We start from the raw sequence: 18,115 nt of genomic DNA, 5'->3' as shown, positions 1-18,115 counted from the left end.
TGACCCGGTCCGCGGGGCGACCCCAAATACTGACCGGGGGTATTCTTCAACAGGGGAGGCCGAGCGGAGGGGGAGAGATGCACGGATACACCGCCAACAAGCAGGACCATCTGCGGAGGCTGCGCCGGATCGAAGGGCAGGCACGGGGGCTGCAGCGGATGGTCGAGGAGGACAAATACTGCATCGACATCCTCACCCAGGTGTCGGCGGCCAACCGGGCCCTGCAGTCCTTCGCGCTGTCCCTGCTGGAGGAGCACCTGGCGCACTGCGTGGCCGAGGCCACGGCCAAGGGCGGCGCCGAGGCCGAGGAGAAGGTCAAGGAGGCGGCCGACGCCATCGCCAGGCTCGTCCGTTCCTGAGCGCGTCGCGACGGGAGCCGCCGTCGCCGGGCCCGTCGCGGGCGGTCACACGTCGATCTTCTCCGCCAGGCTGCGCTGGAAGTGGGCGCAGCCGGTGAAGTCCTCGTGGTCGCAGGCCAGGGCACATTCGATCATGTGAAGCGACGACCGCGCCTGGGCGACGCGTCGCGTCAGATCCGCGTGCCTGCGGCGCAGGACGTCGCGTCGCTCCTCCGGATCGCCGGTGGAGACCATCTCCCGGATGTCGGTGAGGGAGAACCCGGCCTCCTTGGCGCGCAGGATCACCGCGACGCGATAGAGGTGGTCGCGGTCGTAGCGGCGACGGTCGGCCCCGACGCGGGCGGGGGTCAGAAGCCCCATGGCCTCCCAGTGCCGCAGGACGTGGGTGGGCAGCCCGAACCGCCCGGCGATCTCGCCGATGCTCATCGTCACGCCGGTGTCGCTTGACTTCATGTCGGCATTAAGTCGCATCCTCGACCACATGTCCAACAACATCGGCACAGACCGCACAGACAGCACAGGCCGAACGAACCGCACAGACAGCACAGGCCGAACGAACCGCACAGACAGCACGGACCGAACGAACCGCACGGACCGAACGAACCGAACGAACCGCACGGACCGAACGAACCGCACGGACCGAACGGACCCGTCGGGTCGGATAGACCCGCCAGGCCGGGAAGGCCGAGCCGAGCCGGAAGACCGGCAGAGGCGAGCGGACCGAAGAGGTCGCACGGACCGGGAGGACCGCACGGACCGGGAGGACCGCACGGACCCGTCGGACCGGCAGGAACCGGAGGGGGACGCCGTCACCGGCCTGGTCCGGCTGCTCGACGCGCTCGACGCCCTCCCCGACTCCGTCCGGCTGCGGGCCCGCTCCTACGACCTGCTCCACCTCACGCCGGGGGCACCCGTGGTCGACGCCGGCTGCGGGACCGGCCTGGCCGTCGCCGAGCTGACCGGGCGCGGCGCGCGGGCGACCGGAGTCGACCTCAGCGAGCAGATGATCGCCGAAGGCCGCCGGCGCGAGCCCGGCGCGGATCTCCGCGTCGGCGACGCCCGCGAGCTGCCGTTCCAGGACGGTGAGCTGGCCGGGTACCGCGCGGAAAAGCTCTACCACGAGTTCGACGATCCCGCCGGGGCGCTCGGCGAGGCTCGGCGGGTGCTCGCCCCGGGCGGGCGGGCCGTCCTGATCGGGCAGGACTGGGACACCTTCGTCATCGACTCCGACACCCCGGCCCTCACCCGGACCATCGTGCACGCTCGCGCCGACCTCATCGCCGCGCCCCGCGCCGCCCGCGCCTACCGCACCCTCCTGCTGGACGCCGGATTCGACGACGTCACCGTGGAGGTCCACACCGGTGTCCTCACCGGCCCGCTGATGTTGCCCATGCTCGTGGGAACCGCCGGTGCGGCCCGGGACGCCGGTGCCGTCACCGAGGAGGACGCCGACATGTGGATCGCGGAACAGGCCGGACGCGCACGTGCCGGACGGCTTTTCCTGGCCGTTCCGCTGTTCGTCGCGGCCGCGCGCCGCCCCTGACGGCCGGGAGGGACCGGCGGCCGGGTCGTCCGGCGCCGCGCGACTCGCCGCGGCGGCACGATCATGGCCGCGCACGTTCGGACCGGCTGTCGTCGGCCGGCTCCGCCGCGTTCCCTCGTACCGTTGGAAAGGCGCTGGACAGGCGGTTACGAGGCGGGAGGATCGGGTGATACCGGTATGGGGCTATCCCGTCGGACCCGCCTCGTGCGCGTCCTGGTGGTCGGGGTCGACGGCGAGCACGACGTGGACCAGGTCCTCGATGGCGTGGGCGAGGCGCTGGTCGGACAGCTCGTACCGGGTCTGGCGCCCCTCGGGCACCGCGACCACCAGGCCGCAGCCGCGCAGGCATGACAGGTGGTTGGACACGTTCTGGCGCGTCAGTCCGAGCTCGTCGGCCAGTCGCGCGGGGTAGGTGGGTCCCTGGAGGAGGGCGATGAGCATCCGGCAGCGATTGGGGTCGGCCAGCGCCCTTCCGAGACGGGCCATCGCGTCCAGGCGTGTCGCGGCGGTGAGCATGGTTATCACAATACATCACTTGCTGTATATACAGTGGCTGCTGTATAAACACTGAGAGCTGTACTCACGGGGATGGAGCGCAATGGGGCACGGACACGGGCATGGGCACACGAAGCCGACGGCGACCGCGGCACACCGCGGGCGCCTGGTCGTCGTGCTGCTGCTGACCATCGGCGTGCTCGTCGTCGAGGTCATCGGCGCGGCGCTGTCGGGCAGCCTGGCGCTGCTCGCCGACGCCGGGCACATGGCCACCGACGCCGCGGGCATCGCGCTGGCGCTGTTCGCCGTCTGGATGGCCGGCAAGCCCGCCAGCGCCCGGCGGACCTTCGGCTACCAGCGGGCGGAGATCCTCGCCGCCGCGATCAACGCGGTCGTCCTCCTCGCCCTGAGCCTCTACATCATGTACGAGGCCCTCCGGCGCTTCGCCGACCCCGAGCCGGTCGGCGGGACGGTGATGCTCGTGGCGGCCGCGGTCGGCCTGGCCGCCAACGCGATCGGGCTGTGGCTGCTGCGCCCCGGCCAGACGGAGAGCCTCAACATGCGAGGCGCCTACCTGGAGGTCCTCGGTGACCTGCTGGCCTCTGTGGCGGTGATCGTCGCCGCGGTCGTCATCGCGCTCACCGGCTGGACCACGGTGGACCCGATCGTCTCCGTCGTCATCGCCCTGCTGATCGTGCCGCGCAGCTGGAGCCTGCTGCGCGAGGCCGTGGACATCCTGCTCGAAGCGGTTCCCCGGGGCGTCGACCTGGAGGAGGTCCGCAGGCACCTGCTGGAGACGCCGGGGGTCATCGACGTCCACGACCTGCACGCCTGGACCATCACCTCGGGGCTTCCCGTCATGTCCGCCCACGTCGTGATGGCGGACGGCGCCCTGGTGGACGGCTCCTTCGGCCCGGTCCTGGACCGGCTGCACGAGTGCCTGGCCGGTCACTTCGACGTCGAGCACTCCACGCTGCAGCTGGAGCCCGCCGGCCACGCGGACCACGAGGGCGCCCGGCACCGCTGAGGGAGCGCCCGGCGGCGTGCCGGGTAGATCATGCTGGAATGAATGGACCAGGTATGGACCTGCTGCCCTTCGCCGCGGCGCACGCGGCCACGGTCGCGGGCTGGCCCGCCTCGTCGCGGGAGGTCGCGATGTGGTGCGGACGGCACGAGTTCCCCCTGCCCGCGGAGGTCGTCACCGACTGGCAGCGAGGAGAGGACGTACGCTCCCACATGCTCTTCGCGGACGGCGACCCGCTCGGCTACGGGGAGCTGTGGATCGACCCCGAGGAAGGGGAGATCGAGCTCGCCCGGATCATCGTGGCCCCCCGCGCCCGGGGCAGGGGGATCGGGCGGGAGCTGGTGCGAGACCTGGCCGCACTGGCCAGGGCCACGGGTTACGCGAATGTCTTCATGCGCGTGCACCCGGACAACGACCGGGCCCTGCGATGTTACCGGGGAGCCGGTTTCCTGCCGGTCGAGCCCCACCTGGCCGCGGAGTGGAACGTCTCCCAGCCGGTCGACTACGTCTGGCTGCGACACGCCGCTCCAGAAGACCCCGGAGACCCGGGTCGCCCGCCCCAGGCGGGCTGACCTTCGCGGGTCCGGCTTCCGCCGGCCTTTCACAGGGCCTTCGCCGGCCCTTTCGCCGACCCTTCACCGGCCCTTTCACGGGCTTTTCACCGAGCCGGCGGAGGCGCCTCGGGCGTGCCCGGATCCGCAAACGAACACCCCGGTGCGAGGTCGCTCATAAACCGGCCTGCCCATTTTGAAAAACGCGGAAGAAGCAGTTAGGTCACGTAATTCAAACACCTTTCCGGGACGAGGTTCGTACAACCGGCGCCACGGCGGCGAGGCCTGCGCGCACGCCCCGCCCTGCCGCGGGAAGAAGCCTGATCCGCCTGCTCGGAGAGCCGATCCGGCCCTGGGACGACGAGCGTCTCGACGGCGCTCGTCACCGGCGACGTCTCGCCGACGCCCCCCGGATCGCGAGGGAGGAAACGGCCCCGAGCTCAATAAGGAACGCTTCTCCGTCCCGATAAGCAACCCTTATGGTGCGTCCGTTGTCCCGACGGTATTTCCGCGCCTAGCGTGAATGTAAGCCGTGGCCGGATCGAGCGGAGGAGGAAACGTGAAGTTCGGACTGTACCCCGCCTATATTGGCGGCCGGGACGTCACCGGAGACAACGCCCGGTTCGTTCACACACTCACCGCCCGGGCCATCATGGAGGACACCTTCCCCAGCCTGCGGCTCAAGCGCGACCTCGACCTGGGAGTCGTCGACCCGCGCACGGCGGGAGAACGCGTCGTGGGGGCGTGCGTCGTCGCCGACGAGAGCATGACGGCCCTGGCCCTCGAATCGGCCGCCCGCGCCGCCCCCGAATGGAGCCGCGTCCCGCTCGCCGAGCGGATCGAGATCGGGCGTCGCATCGCGGAACGGATCCTTGAGCACCGCGACCCCCTCGTCGAGATCCTCGTCGCCGAGGGCACGCCGCGCTCCGCGGCCGAAGGCATGATCGGCGACCTCCCGTTCACCAGCTGGAGCCGGGAGACACTCGAATGGTGCGCCGGGCAGATGGAGTTCCGGCGGCAGGACGGCGAGCGCGAGATGGTCCTGCGCCGCGTCCCCGACGGCGTCGTCTGCATCAACCCTCCCCAGAACGCCGCGGCGGTCAACGCGCTGAACGGCCTCACCGCTCTCCTGGCCGGCAACGCCGTGGTGGTGCGGGCCCCCCGCGGGGTCGCGCTCAGCTGCATGTACGCGATGCGGGAAATCGTGGCGCCGGTGCTCGAGGAGGCGGGAGCGCCGGAGGGGACGCTCAACGTCCTCTGCGGGCCGCCCATGCTCGACGCCTGGATGGCCAGCGAACACGTCGACGACGTCCTCTACTTCGGAGGCAGCAAGAAGGGGATCGAGTTCGAGGCCGACTGCATCGCCGCGGGCAAGAAGCCGATCCTGGAGCTCGCGGGCAACGACTGCTGCGTGGTGTGGCACGACGCCGACCTGGGCACCGCGGTGGAGAGCCTCACCCAGTTCTTCATGAACTCCGGCCAGATCTGCAACGTGCCCAACCAGGTGATCGCCCACCCGGAGATCGCGGACGAGCTCATCGAGCGGCTGGTCACGGCGACCAGGAAGATCCGGCCCGGGTATCCGGACGAGGCCGGCGTGGTGCTCACCCCGGTCCTCGGGATCGACTGGTTCTTCCACTGCCTGGAGGAGGCGCTTTCCAAGGGCGCGAAGCTCGTCCACGGCGGCCGTCGTCTCGAAGTGGACGGCTCGGTGTCCGGCACCGGCTTCTTCGTCGAGCCGAGCATCGTCCGCGTCGACGGCCTCAGGGACGCCCGGTCGCTGTCGGTGGTCCGCGACGAGACGTTCTTCCCGCTGCTGCCGATCATCGTCCCCGAGGCGGGCACGGCGGACGACGCCCTGCTGGAGGAGGTGCTGACCTTCGTGAACGGCAACGTGTACGGCCTGCGCAACTCCTTCTGGTCGGCCGGGACCTCGACGATCGAGCGGGTCCTGGAGGGCGTCACCAACGGCGGCAACCTGAAGATCAACGATTCGCACACCGCCTTCCTCCCCTTCCTGCCCAACCAGGGCGGCCCCGGTCTCACCGGCGGTGTCTTCGGCGAGGCGAGTCACCCCATGCTGCGCACCACCCATCTGCAGGGTGTCAGCGTCATCCACTCGGCGGCCTGACCCTGCCCCTGACTCCGACGCGGACCGATGCGAACTGACGGCCGACCGACGGCGGACTGACAAGGAGCACCCGTCATGACATCTCGTACCCTGAAGGCCACGGTGCCGGCGACGGCCGCCGAGGTGATCGAGCGGCTCGGCGACGAGCCCGCGTTCCCCGCGTACGCCCGTGACATCGTCTCAGTCTCCGACACCGGCGACGGGCTCCGCCGGTGGGTGCTGGCCTTTCGCGGCGGCACGGCGAGGTGGACGCAGCGCAGCCGGGCGGCCGGAAGCGGCCCGCAGCCGTACCGCATCGAGTTCGAGCAGGTCAGAGGGGACTTCCAGCACCTCAAGGGGGCGTGGACGAGCAGGGACCTCGCCGACGGCTGCGAGGTCGTGTTCAACGTGAGCTACAGCACGAGCGTTCCCCATCTCGCGGGGGCGATCGACTCCGCCGTCGGGCGGGTGCTGGTCCGCAGCGCCCACCAGATCATGTTCGCCGTCGGAGGCCCGGTGCGCGTCACGTCCGGCGACCGGCACCTTCGGGACCTGCCGGAGGGCTTCACACCGGAAAAGGCCATGGGCGACGCGCCTCGATGACATTTCCGGACCCCGGGCACACCGGAGCGGACTCTCACGATGCCATTGGCGGTCCGGTGAGAACGGATTTTTGCCGCGAGCCGATCGCCCGGCTTCGAGCGGCCTTTTCACGTCGATTTCCAAAGGAAATGGGGATGACCACCGGGAAGGGGCCGCGCATGCGATTCGAGGACATCCGGATCGCGGTGCCCGGCGACCCGGTGTCAATCGAACGGCCATTCGGTGATCTTGACGTGCCCCGGCACACGACCACCGGGTCCGGGAAAGCAAAAAGCCGTTCCTGATCTCTCAGAAACGGCCCTTTACCTCGGGACTTCACTTCAACGTCGGGGTGACAGGATTTGAACCTGCGGCCTCTTCGTCCCGAACGAAGCGCGCTACCAAGCTGCGCCACACCCCGTTCACACGCCCGGTCTTGCTCGTGCTTGGAAAAGTCTAGCGGACTTCGTGGGTGCTTGCGTCGCCACGGCGGCGGGGCATCAGGGTCAGGAGGCTGGCCTCGGGGTAGCAGGCGAAGCGGACCGGGGCGTAGGGGCTGGTGCCGAGGCCGGCGGAGACGTGGAGGTAGGCGGAGTCGTGGCGGCTCATGCCCTTGACGCGGGCCCGGTCGATGCCGCAGTTGGTGACCAGGGCGCCGTAGAAGGGGACGCAGAGCTGGCCGCCGTGGGTGTGCCCGGCGAGCAGCAGCTGGTAGCCGTCGGCGGCGAAGCGGGTCAGGTTGCGGGGCTCCGGCGAGTGCATCACGCCCAGCCGCAGGTCGGCCGCCGCCGGGGCGGGACCGGCGATCAGGTCGTAGCGGTCGAGGTTGATGTGGGAGTCGTGGATGCCGCCCACGGCCACGTCGAGGTCGCCGACCTTGAGCCGGGCGGTGGTGTTGTTCATGTCCAGCCAGCCCTCGGCGGCCATGGCGGCGCCCAGCTCCTCCCAGGGGAGGGAGGGGATCTTCTGGCCGTAGTCGGCCTTGGAGGTGCGCCAGAGGTAGCGTGCGGGGTTCTTCGGCCGCGGCTCGTACATGTCGTTGGAACCGTAGACGAACAGGCCCGGGCGGGACAGCAGGGGCTCCAGGGCGTGCATGAGGGGCGTGATCGCGTCGGGGTGCGAGATGGAGTCGCCGGTGTTGACCACCAGGTCGGGGTTGAGGGCTCCCAGCGAGCGCACCCAGTCGATCAGCCTCCGCCTGCCCGGGGTGAGGTGCAGGTCGGACAGGTGGAGGATGCGTACGGGCCGCTGCCCGGGCTCCAGCACGGGCACGTCGAAGCGGCGCAGCCGGAACGCGTTGCGCTCGACGACCGAGGCGTACGCGAGGCCGGCCAGGCCGACTCCGAACAGGGACAGGGGCACCGCGGCTGCTTTCCTCACCTTCTCATCATGCCCGAGATCGGGCCCTCGAACGGAAACTCGGGATACAGCGAGGCTGGTGAGGCGGCAAGATGGACGGCATGAGCGCATTGAAGGACAAGCTGAAGGCCGATCTCACGGCCTCCATGAAGAGCAGGGACGAGATCCGCACCCGCACGATTCGCATGGCCCTCGCGGCCGTGAACGTGGAGGAGGTCTCGGGTAAGACGGCACGCGAGCTCAGCGACGACGAGGTCGTCAAGGTGCTGGCCAAGGAGGCCAAGAAGCGCCGCGAGGCGGCCGAGGCGTTCAGCGGTGCCGGCCGGGCGGAGCAGGCCCAGGCGGAGGTCGACGAGCAGGCCGTGCTGGAGGCGTACCTGCCCGCGCAGCTGTCCGACGAGGAGCTCGCGGGGCTCGTGGAGGAGGCCGTCGCCGAGAGCGGCGCCACCGGGCCGCAGGCCATGGGCCAGGTCATGAAGATCGTGAACCCGAAGGTCGCCGGACGCGCCGAGGGCGGTCGCGTCGCGCAGGCCGTACGGGCGCGCCTGGCGTCTTCCTGATACGGCTTCCCGATACGGCGAGAGCCCTCCTCGCCGGACCTTCGAAGGTCCGGCGAGGAGGGCTCTGGCGTTCTCGCGGCTCCGGTGTTCCTGGAACCCCGGCGTTCCCGGGGCTCCGATGTTCCTGGAACCCCGGCGTTCCCGGGAGTCCGGTGTCGCCGGGGCCGCAGGGGCCGCGGTGTCGCTACGGGACGGCCGGGGTGATCGGGGCGCCGCCGTTCGGGCCGAACGGGAAGCCGCCGTTGACCTCCCGGTTGTCGCCGTCCGGCGGGCCGAACGGGCCGTCGCCGTCGTCACCGCGGTCGCCCCGGTCGCCGCGGGGGCCGTCGCCGTCGTCGCGCTTCGGCGGGGGCTTGGGCGCGCACCGGCCGCCGGTGCAGCCGCCGAAGCGCTCCATGTTCACCGGGGTGAAGGGAGTCGCCTCGACGCCCTTGAGCGCGCCGAGCATGGAGTCCTTCCAGATCCGCCCGGAGATCGAGGCGCCGTACACGTAGCTGTAGTAGCGCCCGCCGATGGTCACGCCGGTCAGGTCGTACTTGAAGGCGCCGCGCGGGTCGCCGAGGCTCACCGCGGAGGCGAGTTCGGGGGTGAACCCGGCGAACCAGGCGGCGGTGTAGGCGTCGGTGGTGCCGGTCTTGCCCGCCGCCGGACGGCCGATGCCGCCGACCTCGGTCATCGTGCCCTTGGTGAAGACCCCGGACATGATGTGGCTGGCCGCGTCGGCGACCTCCTCGTCCAGGACCTGCTTGCACTTGGGCTTGTAGGAGGTCTTCTTGCCGTCGCGGTCGGTGCTCTCGGTGATCACCATCGGGCTGCAGTAGGCGCCGCGGGCGGCGATCGTGGCGTAGGCGGCGGAGACCGTCACCGGGTCCATCTCGTTGATGCCGAGGGTGAAGGTCTCGAACTCCTTCAGGCCCCTGCCGTCGGCGCGCTTGATGCCCAGGCTCTTGGCCATCTTGACCGTCTCGCAGAGGCCGACCTCCTGCTCCAGGCGCATGAAGAAGGTGTTCACCGAGCCCAGGGTGCCGGTGGTCAGGGTCTTGAAGCCGCCGCCGCCCTCGCTGGAGTTCTTGACCTCGTGGCTGGGCTCTCCGACCCCGTTGCCCTTGCAGTCGCGGAACGCGCCCTTGCTCGGGGCCCGGTAGCCGGATCCGGTGCCGAAGCCGTCGTTCAGCTTCATGCCCTGGTCCAGGGCGGTCAGCAGGGTGAAGGGCTTGAACGTGGAGCCCGCCTGGAAGCCCGCTCCGCCGCCGTGGGCCTTGTCGCCGACGAGGTTGTAGCTGATCTCGTTCTTCTTCTTGTTCCTGCCGAACTTACGGCTGGCGGCCATCGCCTTCACGGCGCCGGTGCCGGGGACGACCATCGCCTGCGCGGCGACCGGCTTGTCGCTGGTCTTGACATACTCCTTGATCGCCTTCTCCGAGGCCTTCTGGGCCTTCGGGTTGAGCGTCGTCTTGATGACCAGTCCGCCCCGCTGCAGCAGCCTCTCGCGCTGCTTGCGGGTCTTGCCGAAGTCCTCGTTGGTCGCGATCTCCTGCCGCACGTAGAGGCAGAAGTACGGGTAGGCGCTCTCCTCGCAGCCGCCGGGGGCCTCGATGTTCTTGAAGCCGAGCTTCTTCTTCCTGGCCTCCTCGGCCTCCTGCGGCGTGATCTTGCCGAGCTCGGCCATCCGGCCCAGCACGATGTTGCGCCGCTCCAGCAGCCGGTCGCGGGAGGCCTTGCCCGCGCTCGGGTCGGTCACGCTCGGGTTCTGCACGGCCCCGGCGAGGGTGGCCGCCTCCCACAGGGCGAGCTTGGAGGCCGGCTTGTTGAAGAAGCGCCGGGAGGCGGCCTGGATGCCGTAGGCGCCCGCGCCGTAGTAGGAGATGTTCAGATAGCGCTCAAGGATCTCCGACTTGGTGTACTTCTCCTCGATGGCCAGCGCGTAGCGCAGCTCGTTGAGCTTCCTGGAGAGCGTGGGCGCGATCGCGGCGGCCTGCTCCTCCTTGGTCTCCGCGGCGTTGACCAGCACGAGCTTGACGTACTGCTGCGTGATGGAGGAGCCGCCCTGGACGACGCCGCCGCCCGAGACGTTCTTCACGGCCGCGCGGAAGGTGCCCTCAAGGTCGATCGCGCCGTGCTCGTAGTACCGGTAGTCCTCGATCGCCACGATCGCCGTCTTCATGACGTCGGCGACCTCGTCCAGCTTCACCGACTCGCGGTTCTCGAAGTAGAACTGGGCGAACTGCTTGCCGTCGGCGTCGAGCAGGGTGGTCTTCTCGGCGAGAGGGGGCTCCTTGAGCTCCTCGGGGAGAAGACGCAGCTCGTCGGACGCCGCGTTCACCGTCATCCCCGCGCCACCCACCGCCGGAAGCGCCACGGCGGCGACGAGCACGCCCGTGACACCGGCCGCGGCGAGCAACTTCAGCACATTACCGGCAGCGCTGATCACAGACCCCTGGTCTTTGCCTTGAGCTTGCACAGGAACCAGGGTACGTCGGACGGATGACGCAAACGGTAACGGAATGCCATCTTAGCTTGGGTTTGTCCCGGTATCTCAGGCAGGTGACTAGTCATTCCCGGCCAGATGGCCGTGGATGACCATGTGAGAATTTGGTCCCGCCGGGGTCTGTCGGCCCGAACGTCTGGTTGCGTACGTTCTCTTTCTGCAGCAATTGAATACCGAGGCCCGACGCCCGCGCCCGTCGGCCCAAGTCACGACTGACCACCTAAAGGGGAGTGGGGTCGAATGTGGATCACGGATTGGACCTCCCGTGCGGCCTGTAAGGGTGCGGATCCTGACGCTTTGTTCGTTCAGGGTGCTGCCCAGAACCGAGCGAAGCTGATCTGCCGAGGATGCCCGGTCCGGACCGAGTGCCTCGCCGATGCGCTGGACAACCGCATCGAGTTCGGGGTGTGGGGCGGGATGACCGAGCGCGAACGCCGGGCGCTGTTGCGCCGGCGACCGGATGTCGACTCCTGGCGGGACCTGCTGGAGTTGGCCAAAGAGGAATACGAGCGGACCAATGAGCTGATCGCCGGCTGAGTTCGCGCCCATCCCGTACGGCTGGCGCCGAGCGCCAGCCGTACACGCATGTCATGGGCCGGAACATGCCGGAACGTGTGTGTCACGGGCCGGGGGACGCGTGCCGTCGCGCGTTCTCCGCCCCGGCTCGGCGACAGGGCCCGGAGGCGCCACCCCGGCCCGGTCCCGGTTCACCCCGCCGTACGGCCTCCGGCGTTCGGCAAGCGGCCAGGAGGTCGCCCACCTTCGGTCTGAGCGTCTAGCGGGCGGCCAGGAGGTCGCCCACCTTCGGTCTGAGCGTCTAGCGGGCGGCCAGGAGGTCGCCCACCTCGCGAAGCCCCTCCAGGTCGTGCACGTCCTGCGACATGGCGGGAACCCGCGCCACGGGCACCGTGGGATGCGCGGAGATGAAGTGCTCCTCCTCGCGCCGCTCGCGAGCGGCCAGCTGCATCCGTCCGGCGTGCAACCTCAGCACGGCGGAGGTGAGCTCGTGCTCGCCGCGCGACTCCAGGTCCTCCGCGGCGGCGGTGCTCCGCGCCCCTGACAGCATGGACGCGGGCGAGCGGTGCACCCGGTTGATCACGAGGCCCGCGAGGGGCATGCGCTCCTCGGCCAGCCTCTCCACGAAGTAGGACGCCTCGCGCATCGCGTCGCGCTCGGGCGAGGCCACGACGACGAACGCCGTCCCCGGTGCCTGCAGGAGCCGGTAGGTCTGGTCCGCCCGCGCCCTGAAACCGCCGAAGACGGCGTCCAGCGCGGACACGAACGTCTGCAGGTCCTTGAGCACCTGCGCGCCCAGCAGCTTGGTCAGCGCTCCGGCGACGATGCCGAAACCCGCGTTGAACAGCTTGAACGCGCTGCGTCCCCCGGCCTTGGCGGGAAGCATGAGCACCCGGATGAGCTTGCCGTCGAGGAAGCGGCCGAGCCGCTCGGGAGCGTCGAGGAAGTCGAGCGCGGAGCGGGACGGCGGGGTGTCGACGATGATCAGATCCCATTCGTCCGACCGCCTGAGCTGGCCGAGCTTCTCCATCGCCATGTACTCCTGCGTGCCGGAGAAGCTTGACGACAGGGACTGGTAGAAGGGGTTCGTCAGGATCTGCCGGGCTCGCTCGGGGTCGGCGTGCGCCTCGATGATCTCGTCGAAGGTCCGCTTCATGTCGAGCATCATGGCGTGCAGCCGGCCCTCCCCCTCGACGCCCATGACGGGCCTGGGGGTGTTGTCGAGCTCGGTGAGCCCCATCGACTGCGCCAGCCGCCGCGCGGGGTCGACCGTGAGCACCACGGCGGAACGGCCGCGCTCGGCCGCGCGCAGCCCCAGCGCCGCGGCGGTGGTGGTCTTCCCGACACCGCCGGAGCCGCAGCAGACGACGATCCGGGTGTTCGGGTCGTCGATGATCGCGTCGAGGTCGAGGAACGGAGGCTTCTTCACGCTGCTCCCTGGGTGCGGATCGCTTCCGCCAGCTCGTACAGCCCCGACAGGTCCACCCCGTCGGCCAGCAACGGCAGGTCGTAGCGGGGACGGGCGGCCTTGTCGAGCGACCGTCTCTCGTGCCGTTCCAGCTCGGTGCGGTGGGCGTGCTCGGCGATCTCCTCGGTCAGGGCCTCGGCCACCGCGACCGCGCCGGGGCCGCCGTCGGTGAGTCCCGCGGCCTTGAGGCCGAGCACCAGCTCGGTCGGGTCGAACCTGTCCTCGGCGGCGGCGTCCAGGACGGAGGCGGGGAGCAGCGACTCGCGGATCATGTTGACGAAGATCCCGCCGGGAGGGAGCCCGGCGGTGCGGAGCTCGCGCAGGCCGTCCAGGGTCTCCTGGACCGGCATCTCCTCCAGGAGCGTGACGAAGTGCACCGCGGTCTCGGGCGAGGACACGACGCCGTTCACCAGGTCGGCGTGGTTCTTGATCGGGCCCACCCTGGCCAGCCCCGCGACCTCGTTGGTGACGTTGAGGAAGCGCGCGATCCTGCCGGTCGGCGGCGCGTCCAGCACGACCGCGTCGTAGGTCCTCCTGCCGTCCTTGCCCTTGCGCCGGACGGCCTCGCTCGTCTTGCCGGTGACCAGGACGTCACGGAAGCCGGGGGCGATGGTGGTGGCGAAGTCGATGATGCCGATCTTGGTGAGCGCCCGGCCCGCCCTGCGCATGCCGTAGAACATCTCGAGGTACTCGAGCATGGCCTCCTCGGCGTCGATGGCCAGCGCGTAGACGTCCCCGCCGCCGGGCGCGACGGCGATCTTGCGCTCCTCGTACGGCAGCGGTGGCAGGTCGAAGACACGGGAGATACCTTGGCGGCCCTCGACCTCGACCAGCAGGACTTTTCTGCCACCCGCCGCGAGGGCGAGCGCGAGTGCGGCGGCCACCGTGGTCTTGCCGGTGCCGCCCTTGCCTGTGACGACGTGAAGGCGTACGCCGTCCCAATCGGTGTCGCGAGCTCTCACCCTTCGAAGGCTACCCAACGGCTACTTGACAACTCTTCGGCGCCTTCCCCGGAGAGCGCGCATCGGCACGGGCCCCCGGCGGCCGAGGGCGGGCGTGACCGGTCGGGGGCACCCGTCCGGAGGGCGGCCGGGACGGCCTTCCCGGGTGCCTTCGCCGCCGGTCGCCCTGCTCAGCGGGGCCGCGTGGCCCGCACGCGCCGGCGCCGGCCCCGCCGGGGAGCCCCCGCGCGGACCGGGCGACCGTGCGCGGTCGCGTCGCTAATCGATCGGGCCGGGAAAGTAAATATGCAGATTCTCACAGCGAACCGTTCCGGTCACCCGCTCGGTCACCCGTTCGGTCGCGGGCTCGCCCCCGGGATCCCTCCGGGGCCGGGCCCGGTGTTCGGGGGTTCGAGGTGGCCGCTTGCCGGGGGTGGTCTCGCTAATGTGTCCCGCATGACGAAATGGGAGTACTCGACGGTGCCGCTGCTGGTCCACGCGACGAAGCAGATTCTTGACAACTGGGGCCAGGACGGCTGGGAGCTCGTCCAGGTCGTGCCGGGTCCCAACCCCGAGCAGCTGGTCGCCTACCTGAAGCGGCCGAGGCAGTGACGGCCGAGGAGAGACTGGCGGAGCTCGGCCTGACCCTGCCGGAGGTGGTGCCGCCGCTGGCGGCGTACGTCCCGGCGGTGCGTTCCGGCGATCACGTCTATACCTCGGGGCAGCTCCCGATCGTGGACGGCAAGCTGGTGACCGCCGGCAAGGTCGGCGCCGAGGTGGACGTCGAGGACGCCTACGAGCTCGCGAGGGTGTGCGCGCTCAACGCCCTCGCCGCCATCGCGTCGGCGGCCGGAGGATTGTCGAACATCGTCCGCGTCGTCAAGGTGGTCGGCTTCGTGGCCAGCGCTCCTGGTTTCACCGGCCAGCCGCAGGTCGTCAACGGCGCCAGCGACCTGCTCGCCGCGGTGCTCGGCGACGCGGGCAAGCACGCCCGCAGCGCGGTCGGTGTCGCCGCCCTCCCGCTGGACGCGCCGGTCGAGGTCGAGGTGATCGCCGAGGTCCGCTGAGGTCGTCCAGGGTCGTCCAGGGTCGTCCAGGGTCGTCCAGGGGTGGCCAGGGGTGGCCGGAGTCTCGGAGTCCCCGGCGGATCGGGCCCCGTGGGCCCCTGACGGCTTCTGGACCCACCGGGGCGTGAGGGCCTCCGGCAGCCGGTGACCGGTCGAGCCTTGGTCACCGGTCGAGAGCCCTGGTGATCGGTCGAGAGCCTTGGTCATCGGTCGAGAGCCCCTGGTCATCGATCGAGAGCCCTTGGCGGCCGGTGAGGCCCGGCGACGGTGGCTGAGGCCCCGGGCCGCACGGGTGCCGCCGGGGGCTCGACAGGGCCGTACGGGCGTCGTACGGGCACCCTGAGGGCCGGAGGTGACGGGTGTGACGGTTGCCCGGGGTCGGCCGGGGGCGTACGGGCGCGTCGTGCCCCGGGGCGCCGGGGCGGACCCGTGATTGTCCGGGACGATGCCGTGCCACATGATGGACCTGAAACCGAGTGATGTTCTGGCGGAGGGTCTCAATGGGCGGTATCCCGCTTCCCGGTGAACTGGGCGAGCGCGCACGCGACATCCTGGCCGGGCGGGTCGCCCCCGTCCCCGCCCGGGACGCCGCCACCGTGGTCGTCCTCCGTGAGGAGGCCGGCGGGCTGGAGGTGTACCTGCTGCGGCGCAAGGCGAGCATGGCCTTCGCCGCGGGGGCCTACGTCTTTCCCGGAGGGTCGGTAGACCCGCGCGACACCGACCAGGTGATCGACTGGGCGGGGCCGCCGCCCGCCGCCTGGGGCGAGATCTTCCGCGCGGACGAGCAGACCGCCAGGGGCCTGGTGTGCGCCGCCGTAAGGGAGACGTTCGAGGAGTCGGGGGTGTTGCTGGCCGGTCCCTCCGCGGACTCCGTCGTGTCCGACACCACCGGCGACGACTGGGAGGCCGACCGGCTCGCCCTGATCGGCAAGACCCTGTCCTTCGCCGACTTCCTCGGCAGGCGCGGCCTGGTCCTCCGCTCCGACCTGCTCCGCCCCTGGGCGCACTGGATCACCCCCGAGGTCGAGACCAGGCGTTTCGACACCCGGTTCTTCGTCGCGGCGCTCCCGGCCGGCCAGCTCACCCGCGACGTCGGCGGCGAGGCCGACCAGGTCGTCTGGGTCCGGCCCGCCGACGCGCTCGCCCAGGGCGCGGCGGGCCAGATCTTCCTGATGCCCCCGACGCACCGCACGCTCACCGAGCTGAGCGCCTACGAGAAGGTGCCCGAGGCGCTCGCGGCCGAGCGTGAGATCGTGACCTTCATGCCGAAGATCGCCGAGGTGGACGGGGAGATGCGCATCGTGCTCGACGACGACTACCGGTTCGGCGTGCGGTGAGCGGGCTGCGGATCCCCCTGGAGGGACCGGACGGGGCCGGTACGGACCACGCGCTCAACCTCCTCGCCCCGAACCCCTCCGAGATGACCCTGGAGGGCACCAACACGTGGGTGATCGGCCCCAGGGAGCCCGGGGGGTTCGGCGAACCCGGGGGACTCCGGGGGCTCGGGGAGCTCGAAGAACTCGGGGAGCTCGGGGAGGAGGTGCTGGTCGTCGACCCGGGACCGGACGACGACGAGCACCTCGCGAGGGTCGCCGGGCACCTGAAGGGGCGCCGGGTCGTCGCGATCCTGCTCACCCACGGCCACCACGACCACAGCGGCGGCGCCGCGAAGTTCGCCGGGCTGGTCGGCGCGCCCGTCAGGGCCCTGGATCCCGCGCACCGGCTGGGTGAGGAGGGCCTCGGCGACGGCGACGTGCTCACGGCAGGGGATCTGGAACTGCACGTCGTGGGCACGCCCGGCCACTCGTTCGACTCGCTCTGCTTCTGGCTGCCGCGGGACAGGGCGATCCTCACCGGTGACACGGTGCTCGGCCGCGGTACCACCATGATCGCCCCGGACGGCGACCTGGCCGACTACCTGCGCTCCCTGGACCTGCTCAGGGCGAGGGCCGAGGCGGTCGGGGCCGAGGCGCTGCTGCCCGGCCACGGCCCGGTGCTGCCCGACCCGATCGGCGCCCTCGACGGCTACATCACGCACCGGCGGCGCAGGCTCGACCAGATCCGGGAGGCCCGGCGGCAGGGGGCGGTGACGCCCGGGGAGATCGTCGAGATCGTCTACGCGGACGTGGACAGGTCGCTCTGGCCCGCCGCCGAGATGTCGGTCCGCGCGCAGCTCGCCTACCTCGACGGGTAGACCCGCCCCCGGGCCGGAGGAACCACCGTCGGAACGGTCCTTTCCCGGCCGGCTCGTCCCCCGGATGTTTTCCGGGCCCCGGGAAGGCGGGTCAGCGCGAGCGGTTGTGCAGCCGCTCCAGGTCCATGATGACCACGGCCTTGGCCTCGATGCGCAGCCAGCCTCGCTGGGCGAAGTCGGCCAGCGCCTTGTTCACGGTCTCCCGCGAGGCGCCGACCAGCTGGGCCAGCTCCTCCTGGGTGAGGTCGTGGTGGACCCGTACGCCGTCGTCGATCCGCTGGCCGAAGCGCTCGGCCAGGTCGAGCAGGGCCTTGGCCACCCGGCCGGGAACGTCGGTGAAGACCAGGTCGGCCAGCACGTCGTTCGTACGGCGCAGGCGCTGGGCCAGGGCCCGCAGCAGGTGGAGGGCGACCTCGGGCCGGCCGGTCAGCCAGGGCCGCAGGTCGTCGTGTCCGAGCCCGGCCAGGAGGACGTCGGTCAGCGCGGTGGCCGACGCCGTACGGGGACGGGGGTCGAACAGGGACAGTTCGCCGAACATCTCGCTCGGACCGAGCACGCTGAGCAGGTTCTCCCGGCCGTCTGGCGAGGTCCGGGAGAGTTTGATCTTGCCTTCGAGCACCACGTAGAGGCGGTCTCCGGTCTCGTTCTCGCTGAAGAGGGTCTGCCCCTTGGACAGTTCCACCTCGGAGATGCTCGTGCGCAGCGCGGCGGCGCTCTCACGGTCGAGCGCGGCGAACAGAGGGGCCTTGCCCAGCACGTCGTCGGAGTTCACAGTGCCTCCTGTTTCACGGCTCACGCAGTCATTGTGACCCATCCCACCGTGCCACTCTCCGGGGGGCCTTGAGCGTAGGCTGTCGG

19 protein-coding genes and 1 tRNA gene are annotated in these 18,115 nt (G+C 70.6%); 12 read left to right on the top strand and 8 right to left on the bottom strand.

Annotation, left to right across the window (positions count from 1 at the left end):
* Positions 1 to 77 precede the first annotated feature (77 nt).
* Positions 78 to 359 carry a metal-sensitive transcriptional regulator gene (locus AC5L38_RS09470; protein ID WP_495242364.1) on the top strand — a complete coding sequence of 94 codons (282 nt, stop codon included), beginning with the start codon at positions 78 to 80 and terminating at the stop codon, positions 357 to 359.
* Positions 360 to 404: 45 nt separating this feature from the next.
* Here the strand turns inward: AC5L38_RS09470 and AC5L38_RS09465 are convergent, their stop codons facing one another.
* A complete protein-coding gene (locus AC5L38_RS09465) occupies positions 405 to 812 on the bottom strand; it encodes a MerR family transcriptional regulator (RefSeq protein ID WP_495242363.1) in 408 nt (135 codons plus the stop codon).
* Between the two features lie 364 nt (positions 813 to 1,176).
* Here AC5L38_RS09465 and AC5L38_RS09460 point away from each other — a divergent pair, with 364 nt between their 5' ends.
* Positions 1,177 to 1,902, top strand: coding sequence for a methyltransferase domain-containing protein (locus AC5L38_RS09460; RefSeq protein ID WP_495242464.1), 726 nt, complete (start codon positions 1,177 to 1,179; stop codon positions 1,900 to 1,902).
* A gap of 183 nt (positions 1,903 to 2,085) precedes the next feature.
* Here AC5L38_RS09460 and cmtR read toward each other — a convergent pair whose 3' ends face one another.
* A complete protein-coding gene (gene cmtR / locus AC5L38_RS09455) occupies positions 2,086 to 2,418 on the bottom strand; it encodes a Cd(II)/Pb(II)-sensing metalloregulatory transcriptional regulator CmtR (protein WP_495242362.1) in 333 nt (110 codons plus the stop codon).
* A gap of 82 nt (positions 2,419 to 2,500) precedes the next feature.
* On the opposite strand from cmtR, the gene AC5L38_RS09450 reads away from it, so the two are divergent.
* From AC5L38_RS09450 to AC5L38_RS09435, 4 genes are all read left to right on the top strand, one after another.
* The gene (locus AC5L38_RS09450) at positions 2,501 to 3,424 is read left to right on the top strand and encodes a cation diffusion facilitator family transporter (RefSeq protein ID WP_495242361.1); all 924 of its coding nucleotides are present in this window, start codon (positions 2,501 to 2,503) and stop codon (positions 3,422 to 3,424) included.
* A 53-nt stretch (positions 3,425 to 3,477) separates the two neighbouring features.
* A complete protein-coding gene (locus AC5L38_RS09445; protein WP_495242360.1) occupies positions 3,478 to 3,993 on the top strand; it encodes a GNAT family N-acetyltransferase in 516 nt (171 codons plus the stop codon).
* 538 nt (positions 3,994 to 4,531) lie between these two features.
* Positions 4,532 to 6,103 carry an aldehyde dehydrogenase family protein gene (locus tag AC5L38_RS09440; protein WP_495242359.1) on the top strand — a complete coding sequence of 524 codons (1,572 nt, stop codon included), beginning with the start codon at positions 4,532 to 4,534 and terminating at the stop codon, positions 6,101 to 6,103.
* A 75-nt stretch (positions 6,104 to 6,178) separates the two neighbouring features.
* Positions 6,179 to 6,685 (top strand): type II toxin-antitoxin system RatA family toxin, encoded by a 507-nt coding sequence (locus AC5L38_RS09435; RefSeq protein WP_495242358.1) that lies wholly within the window; start codon positions 6,179 to 6,181, stop codon positions 6,683 to 6,685.
* Between the two features lie 326 nt (positions 6,686 to 7,011).
* Here AC5L38_RS09435 and AC5L38_RS09430 read toward each other — a convergent pair.
* Together AC5L38_RS09430 and AC5L38_RS09425 are read right to left on the bottom strand one after the other, a co-directional pair.
* Positions 7,012 to 7,085 (bottom strand) — tRNA-Pro (locus AC5L38_RS09430).
* A gap of 35 nt (positions 7,086 to 7,120) precedes the next feature.
* Positions 7,121 to 8,044 (bottom strand): metallophosphoesterase, encoded by a 924-nt coding sequence (locus AC5L38_RS09425; protein WP_350968855.1) that lies wholly within the window; start codon positions 8,042 to 8,044, stop codon positions 7,121 to 7,123.
* Positions 8,045 to 8,124: 80 nt separating this feature from the next.
* Between AC5L38_RS09425 and AC5L38_RS09420 the strand changes: the two genes are divergently transcribed.
* Positions 8,125 to 8,583, top strand: coding sequence for a GatB/YqeY domain-containing protein (locus AC5L38_RS09420; protein WP_495242357.1), 459 nt, complete (start codon positions 8,125 to 8,127; stop codon positions 8,581 to 8,583).
* Between the two features lie 184 nt (positions 8,584 to 8,767).
* Here AC5L38_RS09420 and AC5L38_RS09415 read toward each other — a convergent pair whose 3' ends face one another.
* Positions 8,768 to 10,993 (bottom strand): transglycosylase domain-containing protein, encoded by a 2,226-nt coding sequence (locus AC5L38_RS09415; protein WP_495242356.1) that lies wholly within the window; start codon positions 10,991 to 10,993, stop codon positions 8,768 to 8,770.
* A gap of 318 nt (positions 10,994 to 11,311) precedes the next feature.
* On the opposite strand from AC5L38_RS09415, the gene AC5L38_RS09410 reads away from it, so the two are divergent.
* Positions 11,312 to 11,608, top strand: a complete 297-nt coding sequence (locus AC5L38_RS09410; RefSeq protein ID WP_012887233.1) for a WhiB family transcriptional regulator — start codon at positions 11,312 to 11,314, stop codon at positions 11,606 to 11,608.
* A 280-nt stretch (positions 11,609 to 11,888) separates the two neighbouring features.
* On the opposite strand, the gene bagB is transcribed toward AC5L38_RS09410, so the two are convergent.
* Together bagB and bagA are read right to left on the bottom strand one after the other, a co-directional pair.
* Positions 11,889 to 13,016: an ATPase BagB gene (bagB, locus tag AC5L38_RS09405; protein ID WP_495242355.1), complete on the bottom strand. Its 1,128-nt coding sequence runs from the start codon at positions 13,014 to 13,016 to the stop codon at positions 11,889 to 11,891.
* On the bottom strand, positions 13,013 to 14,017 hold the full coding sequence (gene bagA / locus AC5L38_RS09400; protein WP_495242354.1) for an ATPase BagA: 1,005 nt from the start codon (positions 14,015 to 14,017) through the stop codon (positions 13,013 to 13,015). The genes bagB and bagA overlap by 4 nt, the downstream gene beginning before the upstream one ends.
* Positions 14,018 to 14,452: 435 nt before the next feature.
* On the opposite strand from bagA, the gene sp36 reads away from it, so the two are divergent.
* The 4 genes from sp36 to AC5L38_RS09380 all read left to right on the top strand — a co-directional run bounded on the left by sp36 (position 14,453) and on the right by AC5L38_RS09380 (position 17,257).
* Positions 14,453 to 14,608 (top strand): Sp36 family protein, encoded by a 156-nt coding sequence (gene sp36, locus AC5L38_RS09395; RefSeq protein WP_344742745.1) that lies wholly within the window; start codon positions 14,453 to 14,455, stop codon positions 14,606 to 14,608.
* Positions 14,605 to 15,063: a RidA family protein gene (locus AC5L38_RS09390; protein ID WP_495242353.1), complete on the top strand. Its 459-nt coding sequence runs from the start codon at positions 14,605 to 14,607 to the stop codon at positions 15,061 to 15,063. Before sp36 ends, AC5L38_RS09390 begins: the two co-directional genes overlap by 4 nt.
* Before the next feature lie 500 nt (positions 15,064 to 15,563).
* The gene (locus AC5L38_RS09385; protein WP_495242352.1) at positions 15,564 to 16,400 is read left to right on the top strand and encodes an NUDIX hydrolase; all 837 of its coding nucleotides are present in this window, start codon (positions 15,564 to 15,566) and stop codon (positions 16,398 to 16,400) included.
* Positions 16,397 to 17,257 carry an MBL fold metallo-hydrolase gene (locus tag AC5L38_RS09380; RefSeq protein WP_495242351.1) on the top strand — a complete coding sequence of 287 codons (861 nt, stop codon included), beginning with the start codon at positions 16,397 to 16,399 and terminating at the stop codon, positions 17,255 to 17,257. The genes AC5L38_RS09385 and AC5L38_RS09380 overlap by 4 nt, the downstream gene beginning before the upstream one ends.
* 91 nt (positions 17,258 to 17,348) lie before the next feature.
* On the opposite strand, the gene AC5L38_RS09375 is transcribed toward AC5L38_RS09380, so the two are convergent.
* Positions 17,349 to 18,071: a Crp/Fnr family transcriptional regulator gene (locus tag AC5L38_RS09375; RefSeq protein ID WP_329426616.1), complete on the bottom strand. Its 723-nt coding sequence runs from the start codon at positions 18,069 to 18,071 to the stop codon at positions 17,349 to 17,351.
* Positions 18,072 to 18,115 lie beyond the last annotated feature (44 nt).

This window comes from Streptosporangium nanhuense, assembly GCF_059358815.1.
The sequence above is the reverse complement of the archived record's forward strand: the minus strand, read 5'-3'. Positions and strand labels throughout refer to the sequence as shown.